General features: G+C 60.8%; 27 protein-coding genes and 1 tRNA gene. 18 read left to right on the top strand and 10 right to left on the bottom strand.

The genetic code is table 11. The features are described 5' to 3' along the window. The first annotated feature begins 168 nt into the window (after positions 1-168). Genes BMZ70_RS13290 through BMZ70_RS13275 form a run of 4 tightly spaced genes read left to right on the top strand, consistent with a single transcriptional unit; the run spans position 169 to position 3834 of the window. Positions 169-1098: a branched-chain amino acid ABC transporter permease gene (locus BMZ70_RS13290; protein WP_092274841.1), complete on the top strand. Its 930-nt coding sequence runs from the start codon at positions 169-171 to the stop codon at positions 1096-1098. A gap of 12 nt (positions 1099-1110) precedes the next feature. Next, on the top strand, positions 1111-2328 hold the full coding sequence (locus tag BMZ70_RS13285) for an ABC transporter permease subunit (protein WP_092277821.1): 1218 nt from the start codon (positions 1111-1113) through the stop codon (positions 2326-2328). Positions 2329-2341: 13 nt separating this feature from the next. Then, entirely contained in the window at positions 2342-3112 is a 771-nt protein-coding gene (locus BMZ70_RS13280; RefSeq protein WP_092274838.1) for an ABC transporter ATP-binding protein, read from the top strand. Next, positions 3112-3834, top strand: a complete 723-nt coding sequence (locus tag BMZ70_RS13275; RefSeq protein WP_092274835.1) for an ABC transporter ATP-binding protein — start codon at positions 3112-3114, stop codon at positions 3832-3834. Before BMZ70_RS13280 ends, BMZ70_RS13275 begins: the two co-directional genes overlap by 1 nt. Positions 3835-3999: 165 nt before the next feature. Here BMZ70_RS13275 and phaP read toward each other — a convergent pair whose 3' ends face one another. Then, on the bottom strand, positions 4000-4560 hold the full coding sequence (gene phaP / locus BMZ70_RS13270) for a TIGR01841 family phasin (RefSeq protein ID WP_092274832.1): 561 nt from the start codon (positions 4558-4560) through the stop codon (positions 4000-4002). Between the two features lie 339 nt (positions 4561-4899). On the opposite strand from phaP, the gene BMZ70_RS13265 reads away from it, so the two are divergent. From BMZ70_RS13265 to pbpG, 3 genes are all read left to right on the top strand, one after another. Next, positions 4900-5808 (top strand): DMT family transporter, encoded by a 909-nt coding sequence (locus tag BMZ70_RS13265; protein WP_092274829.1) that lies wholly within the window; start codon positions 4900-4902, stop codon positions 5806-5808. A gap of 19 nt (positions 5809-5827) precedes the next feature. Continuing rightward, positions 5828-6523, top strand: coding sequence for a nitroreductase (locus tag BMZ70_RS13260; RefSeq protein ID WP_092274826.1), 696 nt, complete (start codon positions 5828-5830; stop codon positions 6521-6523). A gap of 129 nt (positions 6524-6652) precedes the next feature. Beyond that, a complete protein-coding gene (gene pbpG, locus BMZ70_RS13255) occupies positions 6653-7714 on the top strand; it encodes a D-alanyl-D-alanine endopeptidase (RefSeq protein ID WP_092274823.1) in 1062 nt (353 codons plus the stop codon). Here the strand turns inward: pbpG and BMZ70_RS13250 are convergent. After that, positions 7696-8475, bottom strand: coding sequence for an IclR family transcriptional regulator (locus tag BMZ70_RS13250; RefSeq protein ID WP_092274820.1), 780 nt, complete (start codon positions 8473-8475; stop codon positions 7696-7698). The two genes, pbpG and BMZ70_RS13250, sit on opposite strands and share 19 nt — an antisense overlap. Positions 8476-8578: 103 nt before the next feature. Between BMZ70_RS13250 and BMZ70_RS13245 the strand changes: the two genes are divergently transcribed. From BMZ70_RS13245 to BMZ70_RS13200, 10 genes are all read left to right on the top strand, one after another. After that, positions 8579-8962 carry a diacylglycerol kinase gene (locus BMZ70_RS13245; RefSeq protein ID WP_092274817.1) on the top strand — a complete coding sequence of 128 codons (384 nt, stop codon included), beginning with the start codon at positions 8579-8581 and terminating at the stop codon, positions 8960-8962. Between the two features lie 88 nt (positions 8963-9050). Continuing rightward, on the top strand, positions 9051-10058 hold the full coding sequence (locus BMZ70_RS13240) for a sulfate ABC transporter substrate-binding protein (RefSeq protein ID WP_092274814.1): 1008 nt from the start codon (positions 9051-9053) through the stop codon (positions 10056-10058). A gap of 14 nt (positions 10059-10072) precedes the next feature. After that, positions 10073-10627: an RBBP9/YdeN family alpha/beta hydrolase gene (locus tag BMZ70_RS13235; protein ID WP_092274811.1), complete on the top strand. Its 555-nt coding sequence runs from the start codon at positions 10073-10075 to the stop codon at positions 10625-10627. A gap of 27 nt (positions 10628-10654) precedes the next feature. Further along, positions 10655-11293, top strand: a complete 639-nt coding sequence (locus tag BMZ70_RS13230) for a peroxiredoxin (RefSeq protein ID WP_092274808.1) — start codon at positions 10655-10657, stop codon at positions 11291-11293. Between the two features lie 84 nt (positions 11294-11377). Next, the gene (locus tag BMZ70_RS13225) at positions 11378-12154 is read left to right on the top strand and encodes a sulfite exporter TauE/SafE family protein (protein WP_092274805.1); all 777 of its coding nucleotides are present in this window, start codon (positions 11378-11380) and stop codon (positions 12152-12154) included. Between the two features lie 95 nt (positions 12155-12249). Then, a complete protein-coding gene (gene cysT / locus BMZ70_RS13220; RefSeq protein ID WP_092274802.1) occupies positions 12250-13125 on the top strand; it encodes a sulfate ABC transporter permease subunit CysT in 876 nt (291 codons plus the stop codon). Between the two features lies 1 nt (position 13126). Further along, positions 13127-14017 (top strand): sulfate ABC transporter permease subunit CysW, encoded by an 891-nt coding sequence (gene cysW, locus BMZ70_RS13215; RefSeq protein ID WP_092274799.1) that lies wholly within the window; start codon positions 13127-13129, stop codon positions 14015-14017. Between the two features lie 4 nt (positions 14018-14021). Further along, a complete protein-coding gene (locus tag BMZ70_RS13210; protein WP_092274796.1) occupies positions 14022-15092 on the top strand; it encodes a sulfate/molybdate ABC transporter ATP-binding protein in 1071 nt (356 codons plus the stop codon). Next, positions 15089-16021, top strand: a complete 933-nt coding sequence (locus BMZ70_RS13205; RefSeq protein WP_092274793.1) for a CysB family HTH-type transcriptional regulator — start codon at positions 15089-15091, stop codon at positions 16019-16021. The genes BMZ70_RS13210 and BMZ70_RS13205 overlap by 4 nt, the downstream gene beginning before the upstream one ends. A 117-nt stretch (positions 16022-16138) precedes the next feature. Beyond that, complete coding sequence (locus BMZ70_RS13200) at positions 16139-17746, top strand: methyl-accepting chemotaxis protein (protein WP_092274790.1); 1608 nt, start codon at positions 16139-16141, stop codon at positions 17744-17746. On the opposite strand, the gene BMZ70_RS13195 is transcribed toward BMZ70_RS13200, so the two are convergent. From BMZ70_RS13195 to BMZ70_RS13170, 6 genes are all read right to left on the bottom strand, one after another. Next, positions 17736-20075, bottom strand: a complete 2340-nt coding sequence (locus tag BMZ70_RS13195; protein WP_092274787.1) for a TonB-dependent receptor plug domain-containing protein — start codon at positions 20073-20075, stop codon at positions 17736-17738. The genes BMZ70_RS13200 and BMZ70_RS13195 overlap by 11 nt on opposite strands. 94 nt (positions 20076-20169) lie before the next feature. Then, the gene (locus BMZ70_RS13190; RefSeq protein ID WP_092274784.1) at positions 20170-21219 is read right to left on the bottom strand and encodes an aldo/keto reductase; all 1050 of its coding nucleotides are present in this window, start codon (positions 21217-21219) and stop codon (positions 20170-20172) included. 10 nt (positions 21220-21229) lie between these two features. Next, positions 21230-22264 carry a quinone-dependent dihydroorotate dehydrogenase gene (locus BMZ70_RS13185; RefSeq protein WP_092274781.1) on the bottom strand — a complete coding sequence of 345 codons (1035 nt, stop codon included), beginning with the start codon at positions 22262-22264 and terminating at the stop codon, positions 21230-21232. 33 nt (positions 22265-22297) lie between these two features. Continuing rightward, positions 22298-23026 carry an arginyltransferase gene (locus BMZ70_RS13180; RefSeq protein WP_092274778.1) on the bottom strand — a complete coding sequence of 243 codons (729 nt, stop codon included), beginning with the start codon at positions 23024-23026 and terminating at the stop codon, positions 22298-22300. Between the two features lie 41 nt (positions 23027-23067). Beyond that, positions 23068-23796: a leucyl/phenylalanyl-tRNA--protein transferase gene (gene aat, locus BMZ70_RS13175; protein WP_092274775.1), complete on the bottom strand. Its 729-nt coding sequence runs from the start codon at positions 23794-23796 to the stop codon at positions 23068-23070. Continuing rightward, on the bottom strand, positions 23793-24380 hold the full coding sequence (locus BMZ70_RS13170; protein WP_092274773.1) for an NUDIX hydrolase: 588 nt from the start codon (positions 24378-24380) through the stop codon (positions 23793-23795). The genes aat and BMZ70_RS13170 overlap by 4 nt, the downstream gene beginning before the upstream one ends. A gap of 162 nt (positions 24381-24542) precedes the next feature. On the opposite strand from BMZ70_RS13170, the gene BMZ70_RS13165 reads away from it, so the two are divergent. Beyond that, positions 24543-24619, top strand: a tRNA-Met gene (locus BMZ70_RS13165). A gap of 22 nt (positions 24620-24641) precedes the next feature. On the opposite strand, the gene BMZ70_RS13160 is transcribed toward BMZ70_RS13165, so the two are convergent. After that, positions 24642-25109, bottom strand: a complete 468-nt coding sequence (locus BMZ70_RS13160) for a DUF29 domain-containing protein (protein WP_165403477.1) — start codon at positions 25107-25109, stop codon at positions 24642-24644. Then, on the bottom strand, positions 25067-25546 hold the full coding sequence (locus BMZ70_RS13155; RefSeq protein ID WP_092274767.1) for a DUF29 domain-containing protein: 480 nt from the start codon (positions 25544-25546) through the stop codon (positions 25067-25069). Before BMZ70_RS13155 ends, BMZ70_RS13160 begins: the two co-directional genes overlap by 43 nt. Positions 25547-25553 lie beyond the last annotated feature (7 nt).

Raw genomic sequence — 25553 nt, 5'->3', positions numbered from 1 at the left:
GATTAGTTTTTCGGAATGTTCGCTATGATTTGGATCGCTCTAAAAGGGCGGTGAGACACCAAGCGGGCATGAAACTTGCATCGTGAGCGTGTAGTCAACGGCGGCACTACGGGGACACCCGGGTGCCGTTTTTGTTACATGGTCGCAATAACAATAGTAAAGGCAGAAATGGATACCTTTATCCAACAAATCATTAACGGGCTAGTGCTGGGCAGCATGTACGCACTGGTCGCGCTGGGCTACACAATGGTGTACGGCGTGCTGAACCTGATCAACTTCGCCCACGGCGACGTACTGATGATCGGCGCCATGACCGGCCTCACCATCCTCAACATTCTCAACACGCATTTCCCGGACTTGCCCGGCTACATCAAGTTGGCCATTGCCATCGGCGGTGCGATTCCGGTCTGCATGATCGTCAACGTCATCATCGAGCGCGTGGCTTACCGCAGCCTGCGCAATGCGCCACGGCTGGCGCCGCTGATCACGGCGATTGGCGTGTCGACCCTGCTCAACACCTTTGCCATGATGATCTGGGGCCGCAACCCGCTGCCGTTCCCGCAGCTGCTGCCGGCCGACCCGATCGCCATCGGCGGCGCGCTGATTTCGCCTACTCAAATTCTGCTGCTGGCGCTGGCGCTGATTTCGATGGCCGGCCTGGTGCTGCTGGTCGAGAAAACCCGCATGGGCCGCGCCATGCGCGCCACGGCGGAAAACCCGCGCGTGGCCGGCCTGATGGGCGTGGATTCGAACAAGGTCATCATCGCCACCTTCGCGCTCGGCGCGGCGCTGGCGGCGGTGGCCGGCGTGATGTGGGGCGCGAACTACGCCTCGATCCAGTTCTCGATGGGCTTCCTGCCGGGCTTGAAAGCCTTCTGTGCGGCGGTGCTGGGCGGCATCGGCAATATCTACGGCGCCATGCTGGGCGGTATCGTGCTGGGCATTATTGAAAGCCTGGGCGCCGGCTATCTGGCTGAGGTAACCGGTGGTTTCCTTGGTAGCCAGTACCAGGACATCTTCGCCTTTGTGGTGCTGATCCTGGTGCTGACGGTGCGTCCGTCCGGCATCATGGGCGAGCGTGTCGCAGACCGCGCTTAAGGAGAAATGAAGATGGCAATTGTAAGTTTCGACTTCAAGCGTAATCCGCGCCAGGCCTATACCAGCATGGCGGCGCTGGCCGTGCTGCTGGTGGCGTTCCCGTTCTTTGCGCAGCACTACGGCAACTCGTGGGTGCGCATCGCCGATATGGCGCTGCTGTACATCATGCTGGCGCTGGGCCTGAACATCGTGGTCGGCTTTGCCGGTCTGCTGGATTTGGGTTACATCGCCTTCTATGCAGTGGGCGCTTATCTGGCTGGCCTGCTGGCTTCGCCACAGTTCGCGGCCTTGCTGGAGTCTGTTATCAACGAATATCCGGCGCTGGGCCAATCGCTGATTACGCTGCTGGGGCCAGAGATTCAGCAGAACGGCATCCACTTGTCGGTGTGGTTCATCGTGCCGCTGGCGGCGGCGCTGGCCGGTTTCTTCGGCGCTCTGCTGGGAGCTCCGACGCTGAAGCTGCGCGGCGATTACCTGGCCATCGTCACGCTGGGCTTTGGTGAAATCATCCGTATTTTCATGTTGAACCTGAATGCGCCGATCAACTTCACCAACGGCTCGCAGGGCATCAATATGATTGACCCGATCCGGGTATTTGGCGTCAACCTCTCTGGCGAGGCCGGCTCGCGCGCGACGGTGTTTATTGGCGGCTACGGCATGCCGTCGGTGAATGCCTACTACTTCCTGTTCCTGTTCCTGTGCGTGGCAGTGGTATTCATTACCTCGCGCCTGCAGCACTCGCGCCTGGGCCGTGCCTGGGTGGCGATCCGCGAAGACGAAATCGCCGCCAAGGCAATGGGCATCAACACCCGCAACGTCAAGCTGCTGGCGTTTTCGATGGGCGCGTCGTTCGGCGGCATCGCCGGCGCCATGTTCGCGTCGTTCCAGGGATTTGTGTCGCCGGAATCGTTCTCGCTGACTGAATCGATTGTTGTGCTGGCGATGGTGGTACTGGGCGGCATCGGCCACGTCCCGGGCGTGATCCTTGGCGGCGCGCTGCTGGCGGCCTTGCCAGAGTTGCTGCGCCACGTGGTGGAGCCGCTGCAGGAGAAGTTGTTCGGCCACGTGCTGATCGAGGCGGAAGTGCTGCGCCAGCTGCTGTACGGCCTGGCGCTGGTGCTGATCATGCTGAACCGTCCGGCCGGCCTGTGGCCATCGCCCAAGCATGAAGATCGCCCGGATGGCGATTCCGACACCAAGAATCAATCGTCCGGCGTGATGGCGGCTTGAGGAAGAGACAACAATGACTGAACAGGTAATTCTCCAGATCGCCGGCGTCAACAAGCGTTTCGGCGGCTTGCAGGCGCTGACCGATGTTGGCATCAAGATCATGCAAGGCCAGATTTATGGCCTGATCGGCCCCAATGGCGCCGGTAAGACGACGTTCTTCAACGTGATTACCGGCCTCTACCAGCCGGACACCGGCACCTTCGAGCTGGCCGGCAAGCCGTATTCGCCGTCCGCCCCGCATGAGGTGGCCAAGGCCGGTATTGCCCGCACCTTCCAGAACATCCGCCTGTTTGGCGAGATGACGGCGCTGGAAAACGTCATGGTGGGCCGCCACGTGCGCTCGAAGCAGGGTGTGCTCGGCGCGATTTTCCGCCATAAGGCCGCGCGCCAGGAGGAGGCGGACATCCACCGCCGCGCGCAGGAGCTGCTGGATTTCGTCGGCATCGGCCAGTTTGCCAAGCGCACCGCCAAATTCCTGTCCTACGGCGACCAGCGCCGCCTGGAAATCGCCCGCGCGCTGGCGACCGATCCGCAACTGCTGGCGCTCGATGAACCGGCGGCCGGCATGAACGCCACCGAAAAACTGGCACTGCGCGAACTATTGATCAAGATCAAAGAACAGGGCAAGACGGTGTTGTTAATTGAACACGATGTCAAGATGATGATGAGCTTGTGCGACCGCCTGATGGTGCTGGAATACGGCAAACCGATCGCGGAAGGTCTGCCGGCGGAAATACAAAGTAATCAGGCGGTGATTGACGCCTACCTCGGAGGATCGCACTAATGAGCGACAACGTTCTAAAAGTATCGGGACTGAAAGTCGCGTATGGCGGTATTAAAGCCGTCAAGGGTATCGATCTCGAAGTGAATAAAGGCGAATTAATCGCCCTGATTGGCGCCAATGGCGCTGGTAAAACCACTACGCTGAAAGCCATTACCGGTACTTTGCCGCCGTGCAAAGTCGAAGGAACGATCAGTTATCAGGGCGAAGCTTTAAAAGGGACCAAATCTTTCCATTTAGTGGAAAAGAAACTGGCAATGGTTCCGGAAGGCCGTGGTGTATTTACCCGTATGACGATTCATGAGAATCTGATGATGGGTGCATATACTCGCAACGATAAAGCCGGTATTGAAGCCGATATTGCCAAATGGTTTGATGTATTCCCACGTTTAAAAGAACGTGCGCAGCAATTGGCTGGTACTTTATCTGGTGGTGAGCAGCAAATGCTGGCAATGGCGCGCGCATTAATGTCGCATCCAAAGTTATTATTGCTGGATGAGCCGTCGATGGGTTTGTCGCCGATTATGGTGGAAAAGATTTTCGAGGTCATTCGCAATGTCTCGAAAGAGGGCATTACCATTTTGCTGGTAGAGCAGAATGCGAAACTCGCACTGCAAGCCGCACACCGTGGTTATGTCATGGACTCCGGCAATATCACCATGACCGGCAATGCCAGGGACATGCTGGACGATCCGCGCGTCAAAGCCGCCTACCTCGGCGAGTAACCCCGCCGCTCCTGTAAAAAGCCGCCTGGTGCGGCTTATTTATTTTCCCAGTCATGCCAAAAATTGGCATGAACACACTGTTTATTAGCTTGCAAGGGACAATAAAAAAGCCCCGGTATTCACCGGGGCTTTTAATACTGGCGCCCTACCGCGCCGGCATTTTATTTATTTCTTTGCTGGAGCAGCTTTAGCAGCGGCGGCGGTGAATTGGCCAACTGCGGCATTCAGATTGGTTTCCAGCGATTCAACAGCTTGCTTAGCGGTTTTGGTGAATTGCTCGTAACCGGCGCTGGCATTGCCGATAGCCGATTTAAACAGGGCGACTGCATTTTCCGAACCGGCTGGTGCGTTTTTGCTCACTTCTTCAACCAGCGAAATAACTTTGCGGTTGGTTTCGGCGATTTGGGTTTCAGCGGCTTTGCTGAATTCAGCACCGGTGCTCGATGCGATGGTCGCCAGGTGACGGCCATAAGCGATGGTTTTTTCAGCGCTTGGTTGAGCTTGAGCTGCAGCCAGCGAGAAGAATTCTTGTGGATCTTTAGCGGCCAGCAATTGCTTGGTGGCGCTCGACGATTCTTCCAGCGATGCTTTGGCGGCGGTCAGGTTCAGGTCGACAAATTTCTCCACGCCTTCAAAGGCTTTATTGGTCAGGGTCGAGAAAATAGCGAATTGGGCTTCGAAGTTAGCTTTGGTCGCATTCGAGAATTGCTCAGGAATCGAAAACATGTGGTTCTCCAGGAAAAATAGTCGTTGATGAATACTGCTGGTGTTTCTACCGTCGGTTGAGAAACAAGCAAAACTACGTTTCAGACCGAGCTACGAATTGTGCAACGCAACAAACCCGATTTTACGGCCTTCAAAAATTAAGTCAAGCGATTTTTTGTGCGTTGCATCAAAGAACGGAATATTGGCAAATTTAAAACGTTCATTATGGGAACTATTCCTTAAGAATGAGGTAAATCGCGGTCTCCCAATGAGGAAAACGTGGCCGTGGTAGACTTGCAGTCATCCCCAGTCAGCGCCGCGCCAAGGCGCAGATTGCCTTTTAGATCACAAGTCAGCCTGATGCCCGATTCCGCCAGCGCCGCGTCCAGCCCCCGGCACGCCAGTTTTTTGTCGCCGTTGCCGTTGTTTTTTGTGCTGTTGTGGAGCAGTGGCTTCATCGTCGCCAAGTTCGGCCTGCCATATGCACCGCCGCTGACCTTCCTGCTGCTGCGCTTCCTGGGTGTGCTGCTGTTTCTGGTCCCGGCCGTCCTGTTGCTGAAGGCACCGTGGCCGCGTGGAAAGATCGGCCACATCGCTGTGGCCGGGCTGCTGGTACAGGCCGGCTACCTGATCGGTGTCTGGTGCGCCATCAGGCAGGGGATGCCAGCTGGCTTGTCGGCCCTGATCGTCGGCATGCAGCCCATCCTGACCGCCTTTGCCGCGCCGCTGATCGGCGAGAAGGTGCGGCCGCGCCAGTGGCTGGGATTGCTGTTCGGCATCGCCGGGGTAGGGTTGGTAGTGGCGGCCAAGGTCCAGCTGGTCGGGCTGTCGCTGGCTGCTATCTTGTTGTGCGTGTTTGCACTATTGAGTATCACGGCCGGCACCTTATATCAAAAGCACCATTGCCCACAGTTCGATTTGCGCGTCGGCACGGTGATCCAGTTCACGGCTTCCGCAGTGCTTATATTGCCGCTGGCTATCATTTTCGAAGGACTGGGCCCGGATTTTGCTGCGGTGCATTGGACGCCACGCTTTATTGGTGCATTGCTGTGGTCGGTGCTGGGCTTGTCGATCGGCGCGATTTTCCTGTTGTTTGCCTTGATCCGCAGAAATGACGCCACCCAGGTCACCAGCTTGATGTACCTGACGCCGCCAACCACCGCTATCATGGCCTGGCTGATGTTTGGCGAAGCGTTTAACGCCCTCGGCATGGCTGGCATGGCGCTGGCGGTGACAGGCGTGATTTTTGTTGTGAAGAAACCTAAGTGAGCGAAGTGAGCAAATAAGCATGATTTCCAGCCCAGCCCAGCAAGCAGTCGATGCCGCCATCACCTCGCGCCGCTCGATCCGCGCTTTCCTGCCGACGCCGGTGGCGCACGAGGATATCGCCGCCATCCTGCAGGTAGCGGCGCGGGCGCCGTCCGGCACCAACACCCAGCCGTGGAAAGTTTACGTGCTGCAGGGCGAGCGCAAGAACCAGCTGTCTGGCGCCATCCTGGCCGCGCACAACGACCCGGAGCAGGCCGCCCAGCACAAGGAAGAGTATGCCTACTACCCGCGCGAGTGGGTTTCGCCCTACATCGACCGCCGTCGCAAGGTGGGTTGGGATTTGTACGCGCTGCTGGGCCTGGGACGCGACAACAAGGCCGGCATGGCTGCCCAGCACGGCCGCAACTACGAATTCTTCGATGCGCCGGTCGGCCTGATCTTCACCATCGACCGCATCATGGAGCAGGGCTCGTGGCTGGACTACGGCATGTTCCTGCAAAACCTCATGGTGGCAGCGCGCGCGCGTGGGCTGGATACCTGCCCGCAAGCCGCCTTTACCCAGTACCACCGCATCATCAGCGAGCAGTTGGCGTTGCCGGAAAGCGAGACTGTGGTGTGCGGCATGGCGCTTGGTGTGGCGGATTTGAGCAAGATCGAAAATTCTTTGGTCACTGAGCGCATGGCGCTCAGTGAATTTGTTAAATTTGTCGAATAAGACTAGCTTGTTTTTTCCTATATTGCGCTGATACAACCATCGGTGCCGGGAAGGTTAAATTTGCTTGCGCTCGCTCAGTGTTTTGCTACACTGCAACGAGTATTGGAATCTATTTTTTGGGGAAGTCGCATGATTAAACTCGCACTAAGCGCGCTCATCTCGCTGATGTTTGCATCTGCTGCCATCGCGGCACCGGCAACCGATGCCAGCGGCGCTGCGCCCAAAAAGCAACAGGTGAAAAATAAACGCCAGCCGGTGCGCGTGGCCGCCGCCGATGCCGGCGAGCGCATTGTCAAGCGTGTGATCAAGGTCAATGGCAAGCGCAAGGTGGTGTACCAGCGCGTGCTGGCTGCCGCTCCGGCGACGCCGACGATGGGCGACCTCGCCGGCCTGAACCGGACCAGCGATCCGCTGGACCTGAAGTCGAATGTGGCGCTGGTGCTGGACCAGGCCAATTCGGAAGTACTGTTTGAAAAGAATTCCAACATCGCCTTGCCGATCGCCTCGATCACCAAGATGATGACCGGCCTGGTGGTGGTGGAAGCCAAGCTGGACATGGATGAAGTCCTGACCGTGACCGAGGAAGACGTCGACCGCGAAAAATTCAGCAGCTCGCGCCTGAAGGTCGGCACGCAGATGACGCGCGCCAACATGCTGCACATTGCCCTGATGAGTTCGGAAAACCGCGCCGCTTCTGCGCTGGGCCGCAACTATCCGGGCGGCAAACCGGCCTTCGTGGAAGCGATGAACGCCAAGGCACGCGAGCTGGGCATGACCGACACGCATTACGTTGACTCCAGCGGCCTGTCGAAAATGAATGTGGCCAGCGCGCGCGATCTCGCCAAGCTGGCGATGGCGGCTTACCAGCAGCCGGTGCTGCGCCAGTTCTCGACCGATCCGAAAGCCGTGGTGGAAACCAGCAATGGCCGGCCGATGGCATTTGGCACCACCAACCATCTGGTGGCCAGCCCGGACTGGGCGATCGGCCTGCAGAAAACCGGCTTCATCAACGAAGCCGGGCGCTGCCTGCTGATGCAGGCGGTGATCGAAGGCCGCTCGGTGATCATGGTATTCCTCGACTCCAAGGGCAAACAGTCGCGTACGGCCGATGCAGGCCGCATGCGCAAGTGGCTGGAAGCGCTGAAACCGGCTGGCCTCAGCGGTTCCACCTCTTACTCGACCGGCATGTAACCGAGGGTACGGGAGATCTGGCTGGCAGTCATGACCAGATCTTCCAGCCATTCTTCCTGCAAACGGTCGGCCGGCGCCGAGATCGACAGCCCGGCAATCAGCTTGCCGCTATCGTCGTAAATGCCGGCGGCCATGCAGCGCACACCCAGTTCCAATTCTTCGTTGTCGCGCGAATAGCCGCGCGATTTCACCAGGCTCAGCTCGCGCTCGAGCTTGCCCAGATCCGTGATCGAATTCTTGTTGTGTCCAGCCAGGCCGGTGCGGGTGGCGTAGGCGCGGATGGCCTTCGGCTCGTCCACCGACAGGAACAGCTTGCCGGTCGAGGTCAGGTGCAGCGGGCCGCGGCCGCCGATGGCGCGCACCACCTGCATGCCCGAACGTTCCGAGAAGGCGCGGTCGATGTAAACGATCTCGTCGCCCTGGCGCACGGACAGGTTGATGGTCTGCTGGGTTTTTTTGTGCAGTGCACGCATGAAATCCAGCGCCGCCTCGCGTACCGACAGCCGGCTCTTGACCACATTGCCCAGTTCCAGCAGCCGCATGCCAAGCCGGTAGGTGCCCGGTTCAACCCGGTCGACAAAGCGGGTGACCACCATGTCGTTCAGGATCCGGTGCGCGGTCGAAGGGTGTAGCCCCGAGACCTTGGACAATTCCTTGAGGCTGACGGGATCGGGATATTTGGCGAGCGCATCGAGCAGCGCTACCATGCGCTCGATCACCTGGATGGTGGTCTTCTGCTCTGGAACGTTTTCGATTTTCATGATGTGGTTGGTGCGATGCAGTATTCGATACTAAAGTTTATACCATAATGTGGAAAAAAACGAAAATGCTGCATAATGTGACATTATTTCTTTTTGTATCATCATGGATCCTGTCAGCGAGTTCAAAAGCAAGAGCGGCCTGAAACGCATCTTCACGGCATTTTTCTATTCGATCGATGGCTTCAAGGCCGCGTGGAAGGGCGAGCACGCCTTCCGCCAGGAGGTCAGCGTGTTTGTGGTGGGTACCGTCATTGCGCTGCTGCTGCGGGTGTCGGCGTTCGAAAAACTGGTGCTGATCGGCGTGCTGTTGCTGATCCTGATCGTAGAACTGATTAATTCCTCTATTGAAGCAGTGGTGGACCGGGTGTCGCTGGAACGCCACCCTTTGTCCAAGAACGCCAAGGATTTCGGCAGCGCCGCCGTATTGCTGACTTGCTTGCTGGCAGTCGCGACCTGGGCGGTAGTGCTATACAACCGCTTCTTATGATTTTCTTGTATAACGAACTGATAAAGTCTTCGTTCTAATTCATAAGGGATGGCAGTAATCTGGAGACCTTCACTACTAGGGGAATCCAATGCTGTCCAAGAAAATCATTGCTGCCGCCGTTCTCGCTATTTCCGCCGTTGCCCCAGCCTTGGCTGCGGACATCTCGCTGCTGAACGTGTCGTACGATCCAACCCGCGAGCTGTACCAGGACGTCAACACTGCGTTCGCCAAAGAGTGGAAAGCCAAGACGGGCGACACCGTCAAGATCAAACAATCGCACGGCGGTTCCGGCAAGCAAGGCCGCGCCGTGATCGACGGCCTGGAAGCCGACGTCGTCTCGCTGGCCCTGGCCTACGACATCGACGCCATCGCCGATCACAAGCTGCTGACCTCGGACTGGCAGAAAAAGCTGCCGCACAACAGCACCCCGTACACCTCGACCATCGTGTTCCTGGTCCGCAAGGGCAATCCTAAAGGCATCAAGGACTGGAACGACCTGGTGAAACCGGGCGTGGCCGTCATCACCCCGAATCCGAAAACCTCGGGCGGCGCCCGCTGGAACCACCTGGCCGCCTACGGCTACGCCCTGCGCCAGCCAGGCGGCAGCGAAGCCAGCGCCAAGGAATTCCTGAGCAAGCTGTACAAAAACGTGCCGGTGCTGGATTCCGGCGCACGCGGCGCCACCACCACCTTCGTGGAGCGCGGCATCGGCGACGTGCTGATCGCCTGGGAAAACGAAGCCCTGCTGGCGATCAAGGAACTGGGCCCGACCAAGTTCGACATCATCGCTCCTTCGGTCTCGATCCTGGCCGAACCGCCAGTGGCCGTGGTTGATAAAGTGGTCGACAAGCGCGGCACCCGCAAAGTGTCGGAAGCCTACCTGAACTTCCTGTACACCGACGAAGCGCAAGACATCATCGCCCAGAACTACTACCGTCCAGGCACCGAGAAAGCCGGCAAGAAATACGCCGCGCAATTCCCGAAAGTGAAACTGTTCACCATCGCTGATGTCGCTGGCGACTGGACCAAGGCGCAGAAGACCCACTTCGCCGACGGTGGCCTGTTCGACCAGATCTACCAGCCTACCGGCAAGTAAGGGCAAGTAAGCACATGGCCGGCGTCCTTGAACAGTTGCGCGTGCTGATCGCGCCCGGTCTGCACAATAGCGGACCGGACCACTGGCAAAGCCGCTGGCAACGCCTGTTCCCCGCTTTCGAGCGGGTGCAGCAGGATGATTGGGAAACGCCGGACCTGCCGCGCTGGTCGGCCCGTGTCGACGCGGTGCGCCGCCGCGACCTGCGTCCCACCCTGATCGTGGCGCACAGCTTCGGCGCGCTGGCCACGGTGCACAGCGTGGCGCGCGATCCGGACGGCGTGCTGGGCGTGCTGCTGGTGGCGCCGGCCGATCCCGACAAGTTCCACGTGGCGCCGCTGTTGCCGCAGCAAGCCTTGCCGGTGCCGTCCATCATGGTTGGCAGCACCAACGACCCGTGGATGGCGGCGCCGCGCGCCGAGCTGTGGGCCCGGCGCTGGCATAGCCGCTTCCTCAACGGCGGCGCGCTCGGCCACATCAATGCGGAGTCCGGTCTTGGGGACTGGCCGGAAGGGCTGGAAACCTTGTACTTTTTAGCAGGGCAGGCGCACAATAGCGTATTGTCCGCTTGACCATTATATTTACCCCTGGAGACCATTATGACCATTCGCCTTGGCGATACCGCGCCTGATTTCGAACAAGACTCGTCCATCGGCAAGCTGAAATTCCACGAGTGGGCAGGTAATTCGTGGGTGGTGCTGTTCTCGCACCCGGCGGACTTCACGCCAGTGTGCACCACCGAGCTGGGCCTGACTGCCAAGCTGAAGCCGGAATTCGACAAGCGCAATGTGAAAGCGATCGCGCTGTCGGTGGACCCGGCTGAATCGCACACCGCGTGGATCAAGGATATTGAAGAAACGCAGAACACCGTGGTCGGCTTCCCGATCATCGCCGATGCGGATCGCAAGGTTGCAACCCTGTATGACATGATCCACCCGGAAGCCTCGGCCACCGCTACCGTGCGTACGCTGTTCGTGATTGATCCGAACAAGAAAGTACGCCTGAGCATCACCTATCCGATGAGCACCGGCCGCAACTTCGACGAAGTGCTGCGCGTGATCGATGCGCTGCAACTGACCGATGGCTATACCGTGGCTACGCCAGGCAACTGGAAGGATGGCGATGACGTCATCATTCCGCTGACCGTGCAAGACCCGGAAGTGCTGAAGCAAAAGTATCCAAAAGGCTACAGCGCACCACGTCCATACCTGCGCGTTACGCCACAGCCAAACAAATAAGCAAACAAATAAGCTTATAAGTTTTCCGTTGTTTGGGATTTTCCCCTGAGTAGGTACCCTTCGGGCCTACTTTGGGGAAATTCTATGGATTTGCAGTTTGTTGCATCGGGATTTGCAGTTGGCTTGCTGGTCGGGATGACCGGCGTGGGCGGTGGCTCGTTGATGACGCCGCTACTGACCCTGCTGTTTGGCGTCACGCCCGCCGTGGCCGTCGGCACCGATCTCGCATTTGCCTCCCTGACCAAGGGCGTCGGCACCTTCACCCATCGTTTGCGCGGTACCGTCCACTGGGACATCGTGCGCCGCCTGTGCATCGGCGCGCTGCCTGCCGCCCTGGTCGCCAGCATCGGCCTCAAATACTTCGGCACCCTCAGCAAAGAGATGGGCCAGATCATCCGCTACACCATCGCCGGCTCGGTCCTGCTGACCGTGACCGCCTTGCTGTTCAAGCGCAAGATGCTGGCCTGGATCACCGCCCATCCCGAGCGCCAGCTGCAGGGCAGGGCGCTGCACAACGCCACCATCCTCACCGGCGCCGTGCTGGGCGTGCTGGTGACGGTCTCCTCCATCGGCGCCGGCGCGATTGGCGCCACCGTGCTGGTGATGCTCTACCCACGCCTGACCGCCGCCGAAGTGGCCGGCACCGACATCGCCTACGCCGTGCCCCTGACCGCCATCGCCGCCGTCGGCCATTGGTGGCTGGGTTCGATCAACTGGACCCTGCTGCTGACCCTGCTGGTCGGCTCCGTGCCCGGCATCACCCTCGGCGCTTATGCCGCCCGCGCCGTGCCTGAGCGCTTGCTGCGCGGCATACTCGCGGTCACCCTCGTGGCCGTGGCAGTGAAACTCGTATATAGCTGAATCTCATAACGACATGACAAATGCTTCGTTTGTATTATGAAGCATAGATGAGAACATGCAGCCCTTATAGAAGGATTTGTAATAAGGGAGCAACCATGTCAGCAGTTCTTGCAGCGTCCGGCGCCACCCCTCCGGTGGTCAAGCGGGGCGCACCGTTCCGGGTGATGCCGGGCTTCCGGCTGTCGCTGGGATTCACCATTTTCTACCTGACGCTGATCGTCCTGATCCCGCTGTCGGCGGTTTTCCTGAAGACCGCCACCGTCAGCTGGGAGCAGTTCTGGCACACCGTGACTTCGGCGCGGGTGATGGCTTCCTACAAGCTGACGTTTGGCGCCTCGCTGATTGGCGCCTTCATCAACGTCATCTTCGGCGGCATCGTGGCGTGGGTGCTGGTGCGCTATGAATTCCCCGGCAAGCGCATCGTCGACGCGCTGGTCGACCTGCCGTTCGCGCTGCCGACCGCCGTGGCCGGCATCACCCTGACCGCGCTGTATTCGGCCAACGGCTGGCTGGGCCGCTTCATCGAAGGCAGCCTCGGCATCAAGGTGGCGTTCACGCCGCTCGGCGTGGTGATCGCGCTGACCTTCATCGGCCTGCCGTTCGTGGTGCGGACCGTGCAGCCGGTGCTGGAAGATGCCGAGCGCGAACTGGAAGAGGCCGCCGCCAGCCTCGGCGCCAATGCCTGGCAGACCTTCTCGCGCGTGGTGTTCCCGACCATCCTGCCGTCGCTGATGACCGGTTTCGCGCTGGCCTTCGCGCGCGCCACCGGCGAATACGGCTCGGTGATTTTCATCGCCGGCAATATGCCGATGGTGTCCGAGATCACGCCGCTGTTCATCATCACCAAGCTGGAGCAGTACGACTATGCGGGCGCCACCTCGATCGCGGTGGTGATGCTGGTGGTGTCGTTCATCCTGCTGTTGACCATCAATCTGTTGCAAGCCTGGGCTCGCGGAAAGTCGGGGAAATAATATGAGCGGAGCTCCTGCTGCCAATGTGCGCCGTGGCGAACTGCCGTCCGCGCCGCAAATCCTGGAACCGCGCTCGGTGCGCGTGACGCTGATCGTCATCGCGCTGCTGTTCCTGACCTTGTTCCTGTTTGTGCCGCTGGTCGCGGTGTTCTTCGAGGCGCTGAAAAAAGGCTGGGATGCCTACCTGGCCGCCATCATCGAAGACGACGCCATCTCTGCCATCAAGCTGACCCTGATCACCGCCGCGATTGCCGTGCCGCTGAACCTGGTGTTCGGCGTGGCCGCCTCGTGGTGCATCGCCAAGTTCGAATTCCGCGGCAAGAGCGTGCTGCTGACCTTGATCGACCTGCCGTTCTCGGTGTCGCCGGTGATCTCGGGCCTGATCTACGTGCTGCTGTTCGGCGCGCAGGGCTGGTTCGGTCCGTGGCTGCAAGCGCACGACATCAAGATCCTGTTCGCGGTGCCAGGCATTGTGCTGGCCACCATCTTCGTGACCTTCCCGTTCGTGGCGCGCGAGCTGATCCCGCTGATGCAGGCGCAGGGCAGCGAAGAAGAAGAGGCTGCCATCGTGCTGGGCGCATCCGGCTGGGATACCTTCCGCCGCGTCACGCTGCCGAATATCAAATGGGGCCTGCTGTACGGCGTGATCCTGTGTAATGCCCGCGCGATGGGCGAGTTCGGCGCGGTGTCGGTGGTGTCCGGCCACATCCGTGGCGAGACCAACACCATGCCGCTGCAGGTCGAGATCCTCTACAACGAATACAACTTTGCCGCCGCCTTTGCCGTGGCGTCCCTGCTGGCCTTGCTGGCGCTGGTGACGCTGGTCGTGAAAACCTTTATCGCCTGGCGCCTGAACGAATCCATCGCCGACGACGTGCGCACTACGGAGTAATACCATGACGATCCAAGTTAAAAACATCAACAAGCGTTTCGGCGATTTCGTCGCCCTCAACAACATCTCGCTGGACTTCCCGCAGGGCGAGCTGACCGCGCTGCTGGGCCCGTCGGGCTGCGGCAAGACCACGCTGCTGCGCTGCATCGCCGGCCTCGAACATCCGGACTCGGGCCAGGTGCTGCTGGATGGCCAGGACGCGTCCGACCGCCACGTGCGCGAGCGCCAGGTCGGCTTCGTGTTCCAGCACTATGCGCTGTTCAAGCATATGACCGTGTTTGAAAACGTCGCCTTCGGCTTGCGCGTCAAACCGCGCGGCGAACGCCCATCGGAAGACCAGATCCGCCGCAAGGTCAAAGACCTGCTGGAACTGGTGCAGCTGGACTGGCTGGCGGATCGCTATCCACCGCAACTGTCGGGCGGCCAACGCCAGCGTATCGCCCTGGCGCGCGCTTTGGCAGTGGAACCGCGTGTATTGCTGCTCGACGAACCGTTCGGCGCGCTGGATGCCAAGGTGCGCAAGGAACTGCGCCGCTGGCTGCGCCGCCTGCACGACGAGCTGCATGTGACCTCCATCTTCGTTACCCACGATCAGGAAGAAGCGCTGGAAGTAGCGGACCAGGTGGTGCTGATGAACAAGGGTAACGTCGAACAAATCGGCGCGCCGGACGAGGTGTACAACCACCCGGCCTCGCCGTTCGTGTACGGCTTCCTTGGCAACGTCAACGTATTCCACGGCCGCGTGCAAGACGGCGTGCTGGCCAGCGGCGAAGCCAGCTTCGATGTGCCGGGCCAGCCGTCAGCGGCAGGCAAGGGCACCGCGTATGTGCGCCCGCACGAACTCGACGTCGACCGCTACACGCCGGGTGCGGAAGGCATCGTGGTCAAGCTGCGCCGTGCGCACGCGATCGGCCCGCTGGCCCAGCTCGACCTCGAGCGCGGCGACAACGCCGAACTGATCGAAGCAGTCATCCCTAACGAGCGCTTCAGCAGCCTCGGCCTGAAAGAAGGCGAGACGCTGGTAGTGCGACCAAAACGTCTGCGCGTGTTCGTCGACGAAGGAGCGTCCATATGAATTTTCAACAGCTGCGGTCCATCCGCGAAGCCGCCCGTCGCGGCTACAACCTGACGGAAGTGGCGAATGCCCTGTTCACCTCGCAGCCTGGCGTGTCGCGCCAGATCCGCGAACTCGAAGACGAACTCGGCGTCGTGATTTTTGAACGCAACGGCAAGCGCCTGACCGGCATGACCGAGCCGGGCAAAGGCATCCTGAAGATCATCGACCGCCTGCTGATCGAGGCCGAGAACCTGCAGCAAGCCAGCCTGGAATACACCGGCCAGCAAAGCGGCACGCTGAGCGTGGCGGCCACCCACACGCAGGCGCGCTACGCGCTGCCGAAGGTGGTGCAGAGCTTCCGCAGCGCCTATCCGGACGTGCGCATCGCCCTGCAGCAGAGCGCGCCCGAGCACATCGCCGAGTGGATCTTGTCGGGCAAGACCGATATCGGCATCGCCACCGAAGGCCTGTCGCAATTCCCGGACCTGGTGTCCTTCCCTTGCTACCGCTGGAGCCATTTGATCGTGGTGCCGGACGGCCACCCGCTGTTGACGCGCTCGCCGATCAAGCTGGAGGACCTGGCCGAGTTCCCGCTGATTACCTACGACGTCGGCTTCACCGGCCGTGGCCACATCGACGCGGCCTTCGAGCAAGCCGGCGTGCGCCCGGACATCGTGCTGACCGCGATGGATTCGGACGTGATCAAACAGTACGTGTCGCTGGGCCTGGGCGTGGGCATCGTCGCCTCGATGGCGTTCGACCACGGCCGCGACAAGGGCATGCGTGCGGTGGAAGCGTCGCACCTGTTCGCGCAAAACACCACCCGGCTGGCGGTGCGCAAGGGCGCCTACCTGCGCTCGTACGCCTACCACTTCATCCAGCAGTTCGCGCCGGACCTGACCCGTGCCGACATCGACGCCGCCCTCAACGGCGGGGAAGTCGCCTGATGCTGTTGCCGCCGCCACATGACTGTGGCGGCGGCAGAACAGTTCTTAAATTTTTCCTATCGGCATGTCCGAATGACCATATACTGAACTCCTGCAACCAACTCCGGGGAGCTCGCAATGGGATTCGGCAATTGGAAAATCGGCTACCGGCTGGCGGCCGGTCTGGGCGTGGCCATCATCTTCATGATCGGCATCGCTGTGGTCGGCATCGGCAATCTTGGCAAGTTGAATAACAACACCAAGGATCTCGCCACCGACAAAGTGCCCAAGGTCATACTGGCTTACGAAACGATAGGCGGCTTGAATGACATTGCGCGCGCCATGCGCAACGCCATGCTGTCCAATGAGCCGGCGGTGGTCAAGGCCGAGCTGGAGCGGGTCGGCAAGCGCAAGGTGGAAATCAACGAGAAGCTCGACAAGCTGGGCGTGCTGATCGCCGATGACGAGGACCCGCAAAGCAAGGCCAAGCTGCAAGCGGTGCTCGATGCGCGCGAAAAATACACGGTGGTGCAGACCGCCTTCGTCGCCATGTCCGGCGACGACAGCAAGCATGACGAATCCGTCAAATACCTGTTGACCACGGTGCGCAAGGAACAGACCGCGTACCTGAACGCACTGGGCGACCTGGTCAAGTTCCAGAATGCGGCAGTGGAAGATGCGGCCTCGGTGGCCGAGCAGTCCTACGGCAGCTCGCGCAATATGATGATCCTGTTGACGGTGCTGGCGACCGCGCTGGCGGCGTGGGTGCTGTACGTGATCACGCGCAGCATCACCCAGCCGCTGAACCGCGCGGTCGGCATGGCGCAGGCGGTGGCGGGCGGCGACCTGACCATGCGCATGGAGTGCAGCACCACCGATGAAACCGGCCAGCTGCTGCGTGCGCTGATCGACATGAACGATTCGCTGGCGCGCACAGTGGGGCAGGTGCGTTCGGGCACGGACACCATTACCAACGCCTCCAACGAAATCGCCAACGGCAACCTCGACCTGTCGTCGCGCACCGAGCAGCAGGCCTCCAGCCTGGAAGAGACGGCGTCTTCGATGGAGGAGCTGACTTCGACCGTGTCGCAAAACGCCGCCAATGCGCGTGAAGCGACCAAGCTGGTGGTGGCCGCTTCCGACTACGCCACCAAGGGCGGGCGAGTGGTGGGCGAGGTGGTCAGCACGATGGGAGCGATCAAGGAAAGCTCGAGCAAGATTGTCGACATCATCAGCGTGATCGATGGGATCGCGTTCCAGACCAATATCCTGGCGTTGAATGCGGCGGTGGAAGCAGCGCGTGCTGGCGAGCAGGGACGCGGCTTTGCGGTGGTGGCGTCGGAAGTGCGCACGCTGGCGCAGCGCTCGGCTGCGGCGGCCAAGGAAATCAAGGAACTGATCGGGCGCTCGGTGGAGACGGTGGATGCCGGCGCTTCGCTGGTGGATCAGGCTGGGGCAACCATGCAGAATATTGTGCAGTCGGTGCAGCAGGTGGCCGATATCATGCAGCAGATCAGCGCCGCCAGCAGCGAGCAGAGCACCGGCATCGAGCAGGTCAATCAGGCCATTGTTTCGATTGACGATGTGACGCAGCAGAATGCGGCGCTGGTGGAAGAAGCCGCCGCCGCCGCGCAAAGCATGCGCGACCAGGCGGACTTGCTGCAGCAGGCGGTCAGCGTGTTCAAGCTGGCCGGACAGCCAGCCGCCATCGCAGCGCCGCCGCGCCGCATGGCGCTTACCAGGTAAAGCCTGCCTTGGCGTAGTAGTAGCGGCCGTTGAACCCGTTCGGCGCCCAGCCGCTGTACGGGTTGATGCCGTTGTTGTTGAGGTTGCCCGCCGACGTGACCTGGTCCGGATAGCGGTCGGTCGCGTTGTCCACGCCCACGCTCAGGCGCCATTGCTTGCCCAGTTTGACGCTGGCTGACAGATCGAGCACCCATTGCGGATCGTAGGTCTGGTCCAGCGTGGCGTTATTCTGCGGCACGGTGAATTTGCCATAGCGGGTGAGCACGGCGCGCGTGCCCCAGTCGCCGAGCGCCCAATCCGTCGCCAGGCTGAACTTGTCCTTGGGCGAGCCGGCCGTCAGGCGATTGACGGTCTGGCGATCGATCAGCGTCAAGCCGTTGGCGCTCAGGATCGCTGGATTGGCGTTGACGTGCTCCACGCTGTTCTTGTTGTGGTTGTACGCGGCGGTAAAGTCAAAACGCCCGGCCCCGCTGGTTTCCCAGCGATAGGTGCTCAGCACGTCGACGCCGGTGGTGCGGGTGTCGATGGCGTTGGTGAAGTAGCGGCCGGCGCCTACCAGCAAGCCTTGCTTGGCCAGGGTATCTTTCAGCGCCTGGTTCAGCGTCATATTGGCGGACAGCGCAATGCGGTCGTCGATGTCGATCCGGTAAGCGTCGATGCTGGCGGTCCAGTTGCGGGCCGGCTGCACCAACAAGCCGAGGCTGTAGTTGCGGGCTTTCTCGGCCTTGAGCGGCGTCGCGCCGAGCGCAGCGGCGGCGGCGCTGCCGACCGCGAAGGTACCGGTTTCAATCGGCGTGTTCACACCGTTGACCACCGAAAAATTGGTGGTGGTGATGGTGTAGAACTGCTGCGCCAGCGACGGCGCGCGGAAGCCGGACGACGCGGTCGCGCGCAGCGAGACTGCGTCGTTGAAGGCGTAGCGCGTCGAGCCCTTGACCGAGGTAGTGTTGCCGAAGTCGCTGTAGCGTTCGTGGCGCAGTGCAGCCGAGGCGGAGAATTGCTTGGTCACTTCCGCCTCGAAGTTGGCGTAGACCGATTCGTTATGGCGGCTGTTGCTGCCGGCGTTCACCGCGCGGAAGCCGGAGAAGCCTTGCGCGCCAGAGCCGCTGTATGAGGCCACATCGCCGGCGCCGATTTCATATTCCTCGCGGCGGTATTCGGCGCCCAGCGCCACCGTCAGCGGGCCGGTGAAGGCTTCCACCGGATAATCGCGCGCCACATCTATGTTCAGCAATGATTGCGAGCTTTTCAGCTTGCCCGCGTAGAAGTGGGTCGGGCTGGCTTCCTTCAGGTCGAGGTTGACGGTGTTGTCGAGGTCCAGCTTGAATTCATTCTGGCCGTAGTTCAGGCTCACGTCCCAACGCCAGCCCGAGGCTTCGCCGCGCAGGCCGGTTACCAGCGAGGTATCGGTCGACTTGCTGTTTTCCAGCGGCAGGAAGCCTTCCGGATAAATCGTCGAGCGGCCGAAGCTGCGCCAGGTGGCGGCGGCCGAGGTGTCGCGCTGGCCGTAGTTGGCGAAGGCGTACCAGTCGATGTCGTCGCTGACGCGGTACTGGCTGTTCAGGAACAGCACGCGCGGCTTGGTTTCCGGATCGCCGAAGCGTTGGTTGACCTGGCCGTAGCGCGGGTCGGTCGGGTAGCGGTAGTCGGCGCCGGCGCGGTTGGTCGGATCGCGGTCGGCCGCGTCCACGGCGATGCGCACCCAGCCGTTATCGCCGAGGTTGAAGCCGGCCGAGCCGCGCAGCGACACTTGCTTGCCGTCGCGCTCCTGGTATTCGCCGAAGCCGATCTCGGCATCGCCGCCGGCCGCGCCTTTCTTCAGGATGATGTTGATGACGCCGGCAATCGCGTCGGAGCCGTATTGCGCCGCCGCGCCATCGCGCAGCACCTCGATGTGGTCGATGGCCGACAGCGGAATCGCGTTCAAGTCCACCGGCGCGGAACCACGGCCCTGGGTGCCGTTGACGTTGACCACGGCCGACGCATGGCGGCGCTTGCCGTTCACCAGTACCAGCACCTGGTCCGGCGACAGGCCGCGCAGCTGGGCTGGACGGACCGCGTCGCTGGCATCGGCACCGGATGGGCGCGGGAAGTTCAGCGACGGCAGCACCCGGCCCAGCACGGTGGCCAGTTCGGTGGAGCCGCTGGCTTGCAGCTCACGCGCGCCGATGATGTCCACCGGCGATTCGGAATCGACCGTGCGGCGGTTCTTGGCGTAGGTGCCGGTGACCACGACCGATTGCAGTTCGCCATCGGCAGCTTGCTGCGCAAACGCGGGGATGACGATGGAGGAAATCAGGCTGGCGAGCAGCAGGGGACGTATGCGCATGGGTCAACTCTTTGAAGTATCAATGCCAAAAGCTTATCAGCGGGCAGCCGCGCTGCCCACGAATGGTTCTGACTATTGATATTCAAGTTTCGAGCTATTGACCCGGATTGGTGATCTCGGCGTGGATCTGGTCCACTTGTTTGATGACGTCCAGCGGCAGCTCGACGTCATACGCATCGATGTTGTGCTTGAGCTGATCAAGGTTGGTGGCGCCGATGATGGTCGAGGCCACGAACCAGCGCGAGTAGCACCACGCCAGCGCCAGTTGCGTCGGCGTCAGGCCGTTGTCGCGCGCCAGCTTGGCGTAGCGCCTGGTCGCCTCCACCACCGCTGGCCGCAGGTAGCGCGGACTCCAGGTCGGCGGGAAGATAGTCAGGCGGCCATGCGCCTTCGGGTCGTCCAGATACTTGGCCGTCAGCTGGCCGAACGCCAGCGGGCTATATGCCAGCAGGCCGACATTCTCGCGGAAGCAAGTCTCGTCCAGCAGGCTGGTTTCATAATGGCGCGCCGTCAGGTTGTACAGGTTCTGGACGGAGGCAATGCGCGGCAGGCCTTTCATCTCCGACTGCTTGATGAATTCGCTCACGCCCCAGTTCGATTCGTTCGATACGCCAATCGCGCCGATCTTGCCTTCCTTGACCAGATCGCCCAGCGCGGCCAGCGTTTCCTCGATGGCGATGCACGGCCGCTCCTGCTTGGGATTGAACACATTGTTGCCGAAGATGGGCGCGTTGCGGCTCGGCCAATGCAATTGGTATAAATCGATATGCTCGATTTGCAGGCGCTGCAGGCTGGTCTCCACCGCCGCCTTGAGGTTGGCGGCGTCGAAGTCGCGCGCACGGCCGCCGCGCACCCAGGTGATGCCGGCGTTGGGACCGGCGGCCTTGGTGGCGATCACCACCTTGTCGCGCATGCCGCTTTTCTTCAGCCAGCTGCCGATATAGCGCTCGGTGAGCCCGGAGGTTTCCGCGCGCACCATCACTGGGTACATTTCCGCCGTGTCGATGAAGTTGATGCCGCGCTCGATTGCGTAGTCGAGCTGGCTGTGTGCTTCCGCTTCGGTGTTCTGCTCGCCCCAGGTCATGGTGCCGAGGCAGACCTTGGTGACGTTCAGGTGGCTGTTACCCAGTTGTACCTTCTGCATATCCGCTCCTTTAGCGTAAGGCGTCCGCGCAATCCTTGATGAGAGCCGGGCCGGCGTAAATCAAGCCGCTGTACAGCTGCACCAGTTGCGCGCCGCAGTCCATTTTTACTTTGGCGTCCGAGCCTTGCATGATACCGCCAACGCCGATGATCGGCAGCGCATCGCCCAGCTCGGCCTTCAGCAAACGGATCACCGTGTTCGAGAACTGGAACACCGGCGCACCCGACAGGCCGCCCGCTTCGGCGCCGTGCAGCATGCCGGTGACGGCGTCGCGGTTGAGCGTGGTGTTGGTGGCGATCACGCCGTCGATCTTGTGGCGGATCAGCGCGTCGGCGATGTTCTTGACCTGGTCGCCATCCATGTCCGGCGCAATCTTCAGCGCCAGCGGTACGTAGCGCTTGTGCTGGTCGGCCAGGCGCAGCTGGGCGTCCTTGAGCGTGGCCAGCAGGCCGTCCAGCTCCGAGCCGCCTTGCAGCTGGCGCAGGTTCTTGGTGTTCGGCGACGAGATGTTGACGGTGACGTAGCTGGCGTAAGGGTAGACCTTCTCCAGGCAGTGCAGGTAATCGTCGGTGGCGCGCTCGATCGGCGTATCGGCGTTCTTGCCGATGTTCAGGCCCAGCACGCCGGCCTTGTCCTGGTAGAAGCGCGACGATTGCACATTGGCGACAAACGCATCGACGCCGCCGTTGTTGAAGCCCATGCGGTTGATGATGGCGTGCGCTTCCGGCAGGCGGAACATGCGCGGCTTCGGATTGCCCGGCTGGGCGCGCGGCGTCACGGTGCCGACTTCGATCGAACCGAAGCCAAGATCGGCCAGCGCGTCGATGTAGGCGCCATCCTTGTCCAGGCCGGCGGCGAGGCCGACCGGGTTTTTAAAGGTAATGCCCATCACGGTGCGCGGATCGGCCTTCGGTTGCTGGATCAGCTTGGTCAGGCCCAGCGACGCGGCGCGTTTCAGCGCCGGCAGGGTGAAGTGGTGGGCGGCTTCGGCGTCCATCGAGAACAGCATCGGACGGGCCAGGGAATACAGGAATTTGTTGGACATGGGGCGCTCTGGTTATTGTTCGCCCGTATTTTATCAGGCGTCCAGCACGCTCCATACGCCTTTGATGCGGGCTTCCAGCGGTTTGAAGTTGGTTTTGTAGGACATTTTCGGACTTTCCTTGATCCAGTAGCCCAGATAAATGTAAGGCAGTTTCAGTTCACGTGCTTGTTCGATTTGCCACAGCACGTTGAAGGTGCCGTAGGAGGCGCCTTCCATATCGGGATCGAAGAAGGTGTAGACCGAAGACAGGCCGTCCGACAGCACGTCGATGATGCTGACCATGCGCAGCGTGCCGCCCGGCTCGCGGAACTCCACCAGCCGCGTGTTGACCCGGCTTTGCAGCAGGAACTGGGCGTACTGGTCGCGGCTGTCCTGGTCCATGCCGCCGCCGGCGTGACGGCGGCTTTGATAGCGCAGGTACAGCTCGTAATGCTCATCGGAGAAGGACAGCGTGGCCACGCCCGCGATCAGGTCGCCATGCTTTTGCCAGGCGCGGCGCTGGGTGCGGTTGGGCTGGAACTGGTCGGCCACCACGCGCACCGGAATGCAGGCCTGGCAGCCATCGCAATAGGGCCGGTAGGTAAAGATGCCGCTGCGGCGGAAGCCGTTCTTGACCAGCTCCGAATACACGTCGGCGTTAATCAAATGCGAAGGCGTAGCCACCTGCGAGCGGGCCTGACGAGCGTCAAGGTAGCTGCAAGGGTAGGGCGCCGTGGTATAAAACTGTAGCGTCGCGAAAGGCAGGTCGTTCAGGTGCGTCATGCACGTCCTATCTGGCGTTGGGTTCAGGTCTTTATGCTAGCTTAACTGGCTGGCGCGAGTGGTGCAATTGGTTCCCATCCGGTGATCTGAGGCAATTCAATACTGTTGCGCAGATGCGCCATGAATTGCGCGCGCGGGATCGGCGATGCGCCCAGCGAGGCCAGGTGGCCGGTCTCCTGTTGGCAATCGATCATGCTTACGCCTTTGTCACGCAGGAAGCGCACCAGATAGGATAAGGCGATCTTCGAAGCGTCGGTGACGCGCGCGAACATCGACTCGCCATAGAACATGCGGCCGATGCTGACGCCATAGGCGCCCCCGACCAGCTCGCCATCGAGCCAGACTTCGGCCGAGTGCGCGTAGCCCATGCGGTGCAGGCTGGTGTAGCCAGCGATGATCTCTTCCGAGATCCAGGTGCCGGGGCCGTCGCGGCGTGGGGCGGCGCAGGCGCGCATCACATCTTCAAAGGCGGAGTCGAAGCGTACTTGCCAGCGGCCGCCTTCCTCGCGGCTGCGCTCAATCTTGCGCAAGGTCTTTTTCAGCGAATCGGAGATGCGGAAGTTTTCCGTTTGCAGCACCATGCGCGGGTCGGTGCTCCACCACAGGATGGGCTGGCCTTCCGAGAACCACGGGAAGATGCCATTTTTGTACGCCATCAGCAGCCGTTGCGGCGACAAGTCGGCGCCGGCCGCCAGCAAGCCCGGCGCGTCCTTGGTCAGCGCCTCGGCGACGTCGGGGAAGGGCGTGTTGGTGTCGAGCCAGGGGATCACGTGGGGTCGAGGTCCGAGCGCATGTTGCGGATAATGTCTTGCGTGTGGAAGCCGTAGCTGCCCCCTTCGCGGATGTTGACGCGGTCGGCGAAGAACAGTTCCAGCGTGGTGCGGATGGTCGGGAAGGCCAAGTCATCCCACGGGATTTCCTGCTCCGTGAACATTTTGACTTCCAGGCTTTCCTCGCCGGGCGCGAAATCGAGGTCGAGCAGTTCGGCCAGGTAGAACATATGGACCTGGTGCACGCGTGCCACGTTCAGCAAGGTGAACAGCTTGCCAAGCTTGATATTGGCGCCAGCTTCTTCCTGGGTTTCGCGCAGGGCGGCTTCGCCGGTGGTTTCATTGTTTTCCATGAAGCCGGCTGGCAGCGTCCAGTAGCCGTAGCGCGGCTCGATGGCGCGCTTGCACAACAGGACCTGCAATTGGCCGTCGCGCTCCCAGACCGGGATCGATCCCAGCACCATTTTCGGATTCTGGTAATGGATGGTGGCGCAGCTGCTGCTGGTGCACACATAGCGGGGACGGTTGTCGCCAGCCGGGATGGACAGGCTGACGGGGGAAGCGCATTCGGGACAGAATTTCATAAACTAATTGAGCAAGTCGGTTTTATGCTTACTTTACACCGATTGCCGTCCGCGCGGCGTGCCGGCAATAGTGATAGCTCGGCATTTATCCGATCTATCGCGTTTCTTTTCGGGATTGATATTGCCTAAATTCCAGATCTGCCCTATAATAACGGCATCAGACGCGGGGTGGAGCAGTCTGGCAGCTCGTCGGGCTCATAACCCGAAGGTCACAGGTTCAAATCCTGTCCCCGCAACCAAATTCTAAAGCCGTTGATACCGTTAAGGATCAACGGCTTTTTCGTTTTGGTCCGGAAAAAAATTGGCGTCGAGGATTTGATCCGTGGTGTAGGGACTTTTTTGCGGAAAGGTTGATGGCGGTAAGCAGGTTTCCCACGCTGCATCGCGTATCGCCCGTGGGTACTCGTCGGCTACGTACTCGTCCAATTGTGATCGCAGGCTGGGCATCCGTTGGAGCAGGTGCTGGATTTTATTGCGATGACTATTGATCGTCATTACCCAGCTGCGCGAGCGGCGTTGCGGCTGGAATTGGTACTTCAGCAATGACGTGATTAAACTGCGCAACCGGCGTGCCACCTCTTCTTTGTCGGATTGCACTTGGTACTCCAGTACGGCGATAACGCTTTCCGGATCCAGCTGATCAAATTGGCCGGCGCGCGGCAGGGCGATCTGCTGCTCGCTCCAGATCAGGGCATCGGCTTCGCAGCGTTTGTTGAGGCGGTTGTCCACGGCATAAAGTCCTGTGTGAGTAATTGCTCCTTGGTGCAGGCAAGCTTTTCTGGGAAGCAGGAGCGCGGCAGCTTGGCCTTGGTGGTCAGGCGATTGGCGATGTCGGCGTAAGCTTCGGCGATGCAGTCATCGAGCGTGCGGCGCAGGCTCGGCGTTTTCTTCAATAGTCTATGGATGCGTTTACGCTGCTCGACTATCGTGCCAGTCCAACTGCCGGAGATGTGTTCCGGTTGCATCTGGTATTTCAACAGGTGCGTAAGCAACACCAGCATCCGGTGTTCAAGCGCATTTCTTTTGCTCTGGCCCATTGATTCAATTTCCTCGATGAGGTTGGGCAGATCAAGTCGCGCAAAGTCGCGTGCCTGCAGCAATTCCGCTTGGCGGTGCACCCAGCGGTAAAAGTCTGCGTCGTAGAGGTTGTTGAGATGATCGTCCATGAGGCAC

It is taken from the genome of Duganella sp. CF402, from assembly GCF_900109645.1.
In the GTDB taxonomy this organism is placed as follows: Bacteria; Pseudomonadota; Gammaproteobacteria; order Burkholderiales; family Burkholderiaceae_D; genus Rugamonas.
The sequence above is the reverse complement of the archived record's forward strand: the minus strand, read 5'-3'. Positions and strand labels throughout refer to the sequence as shown.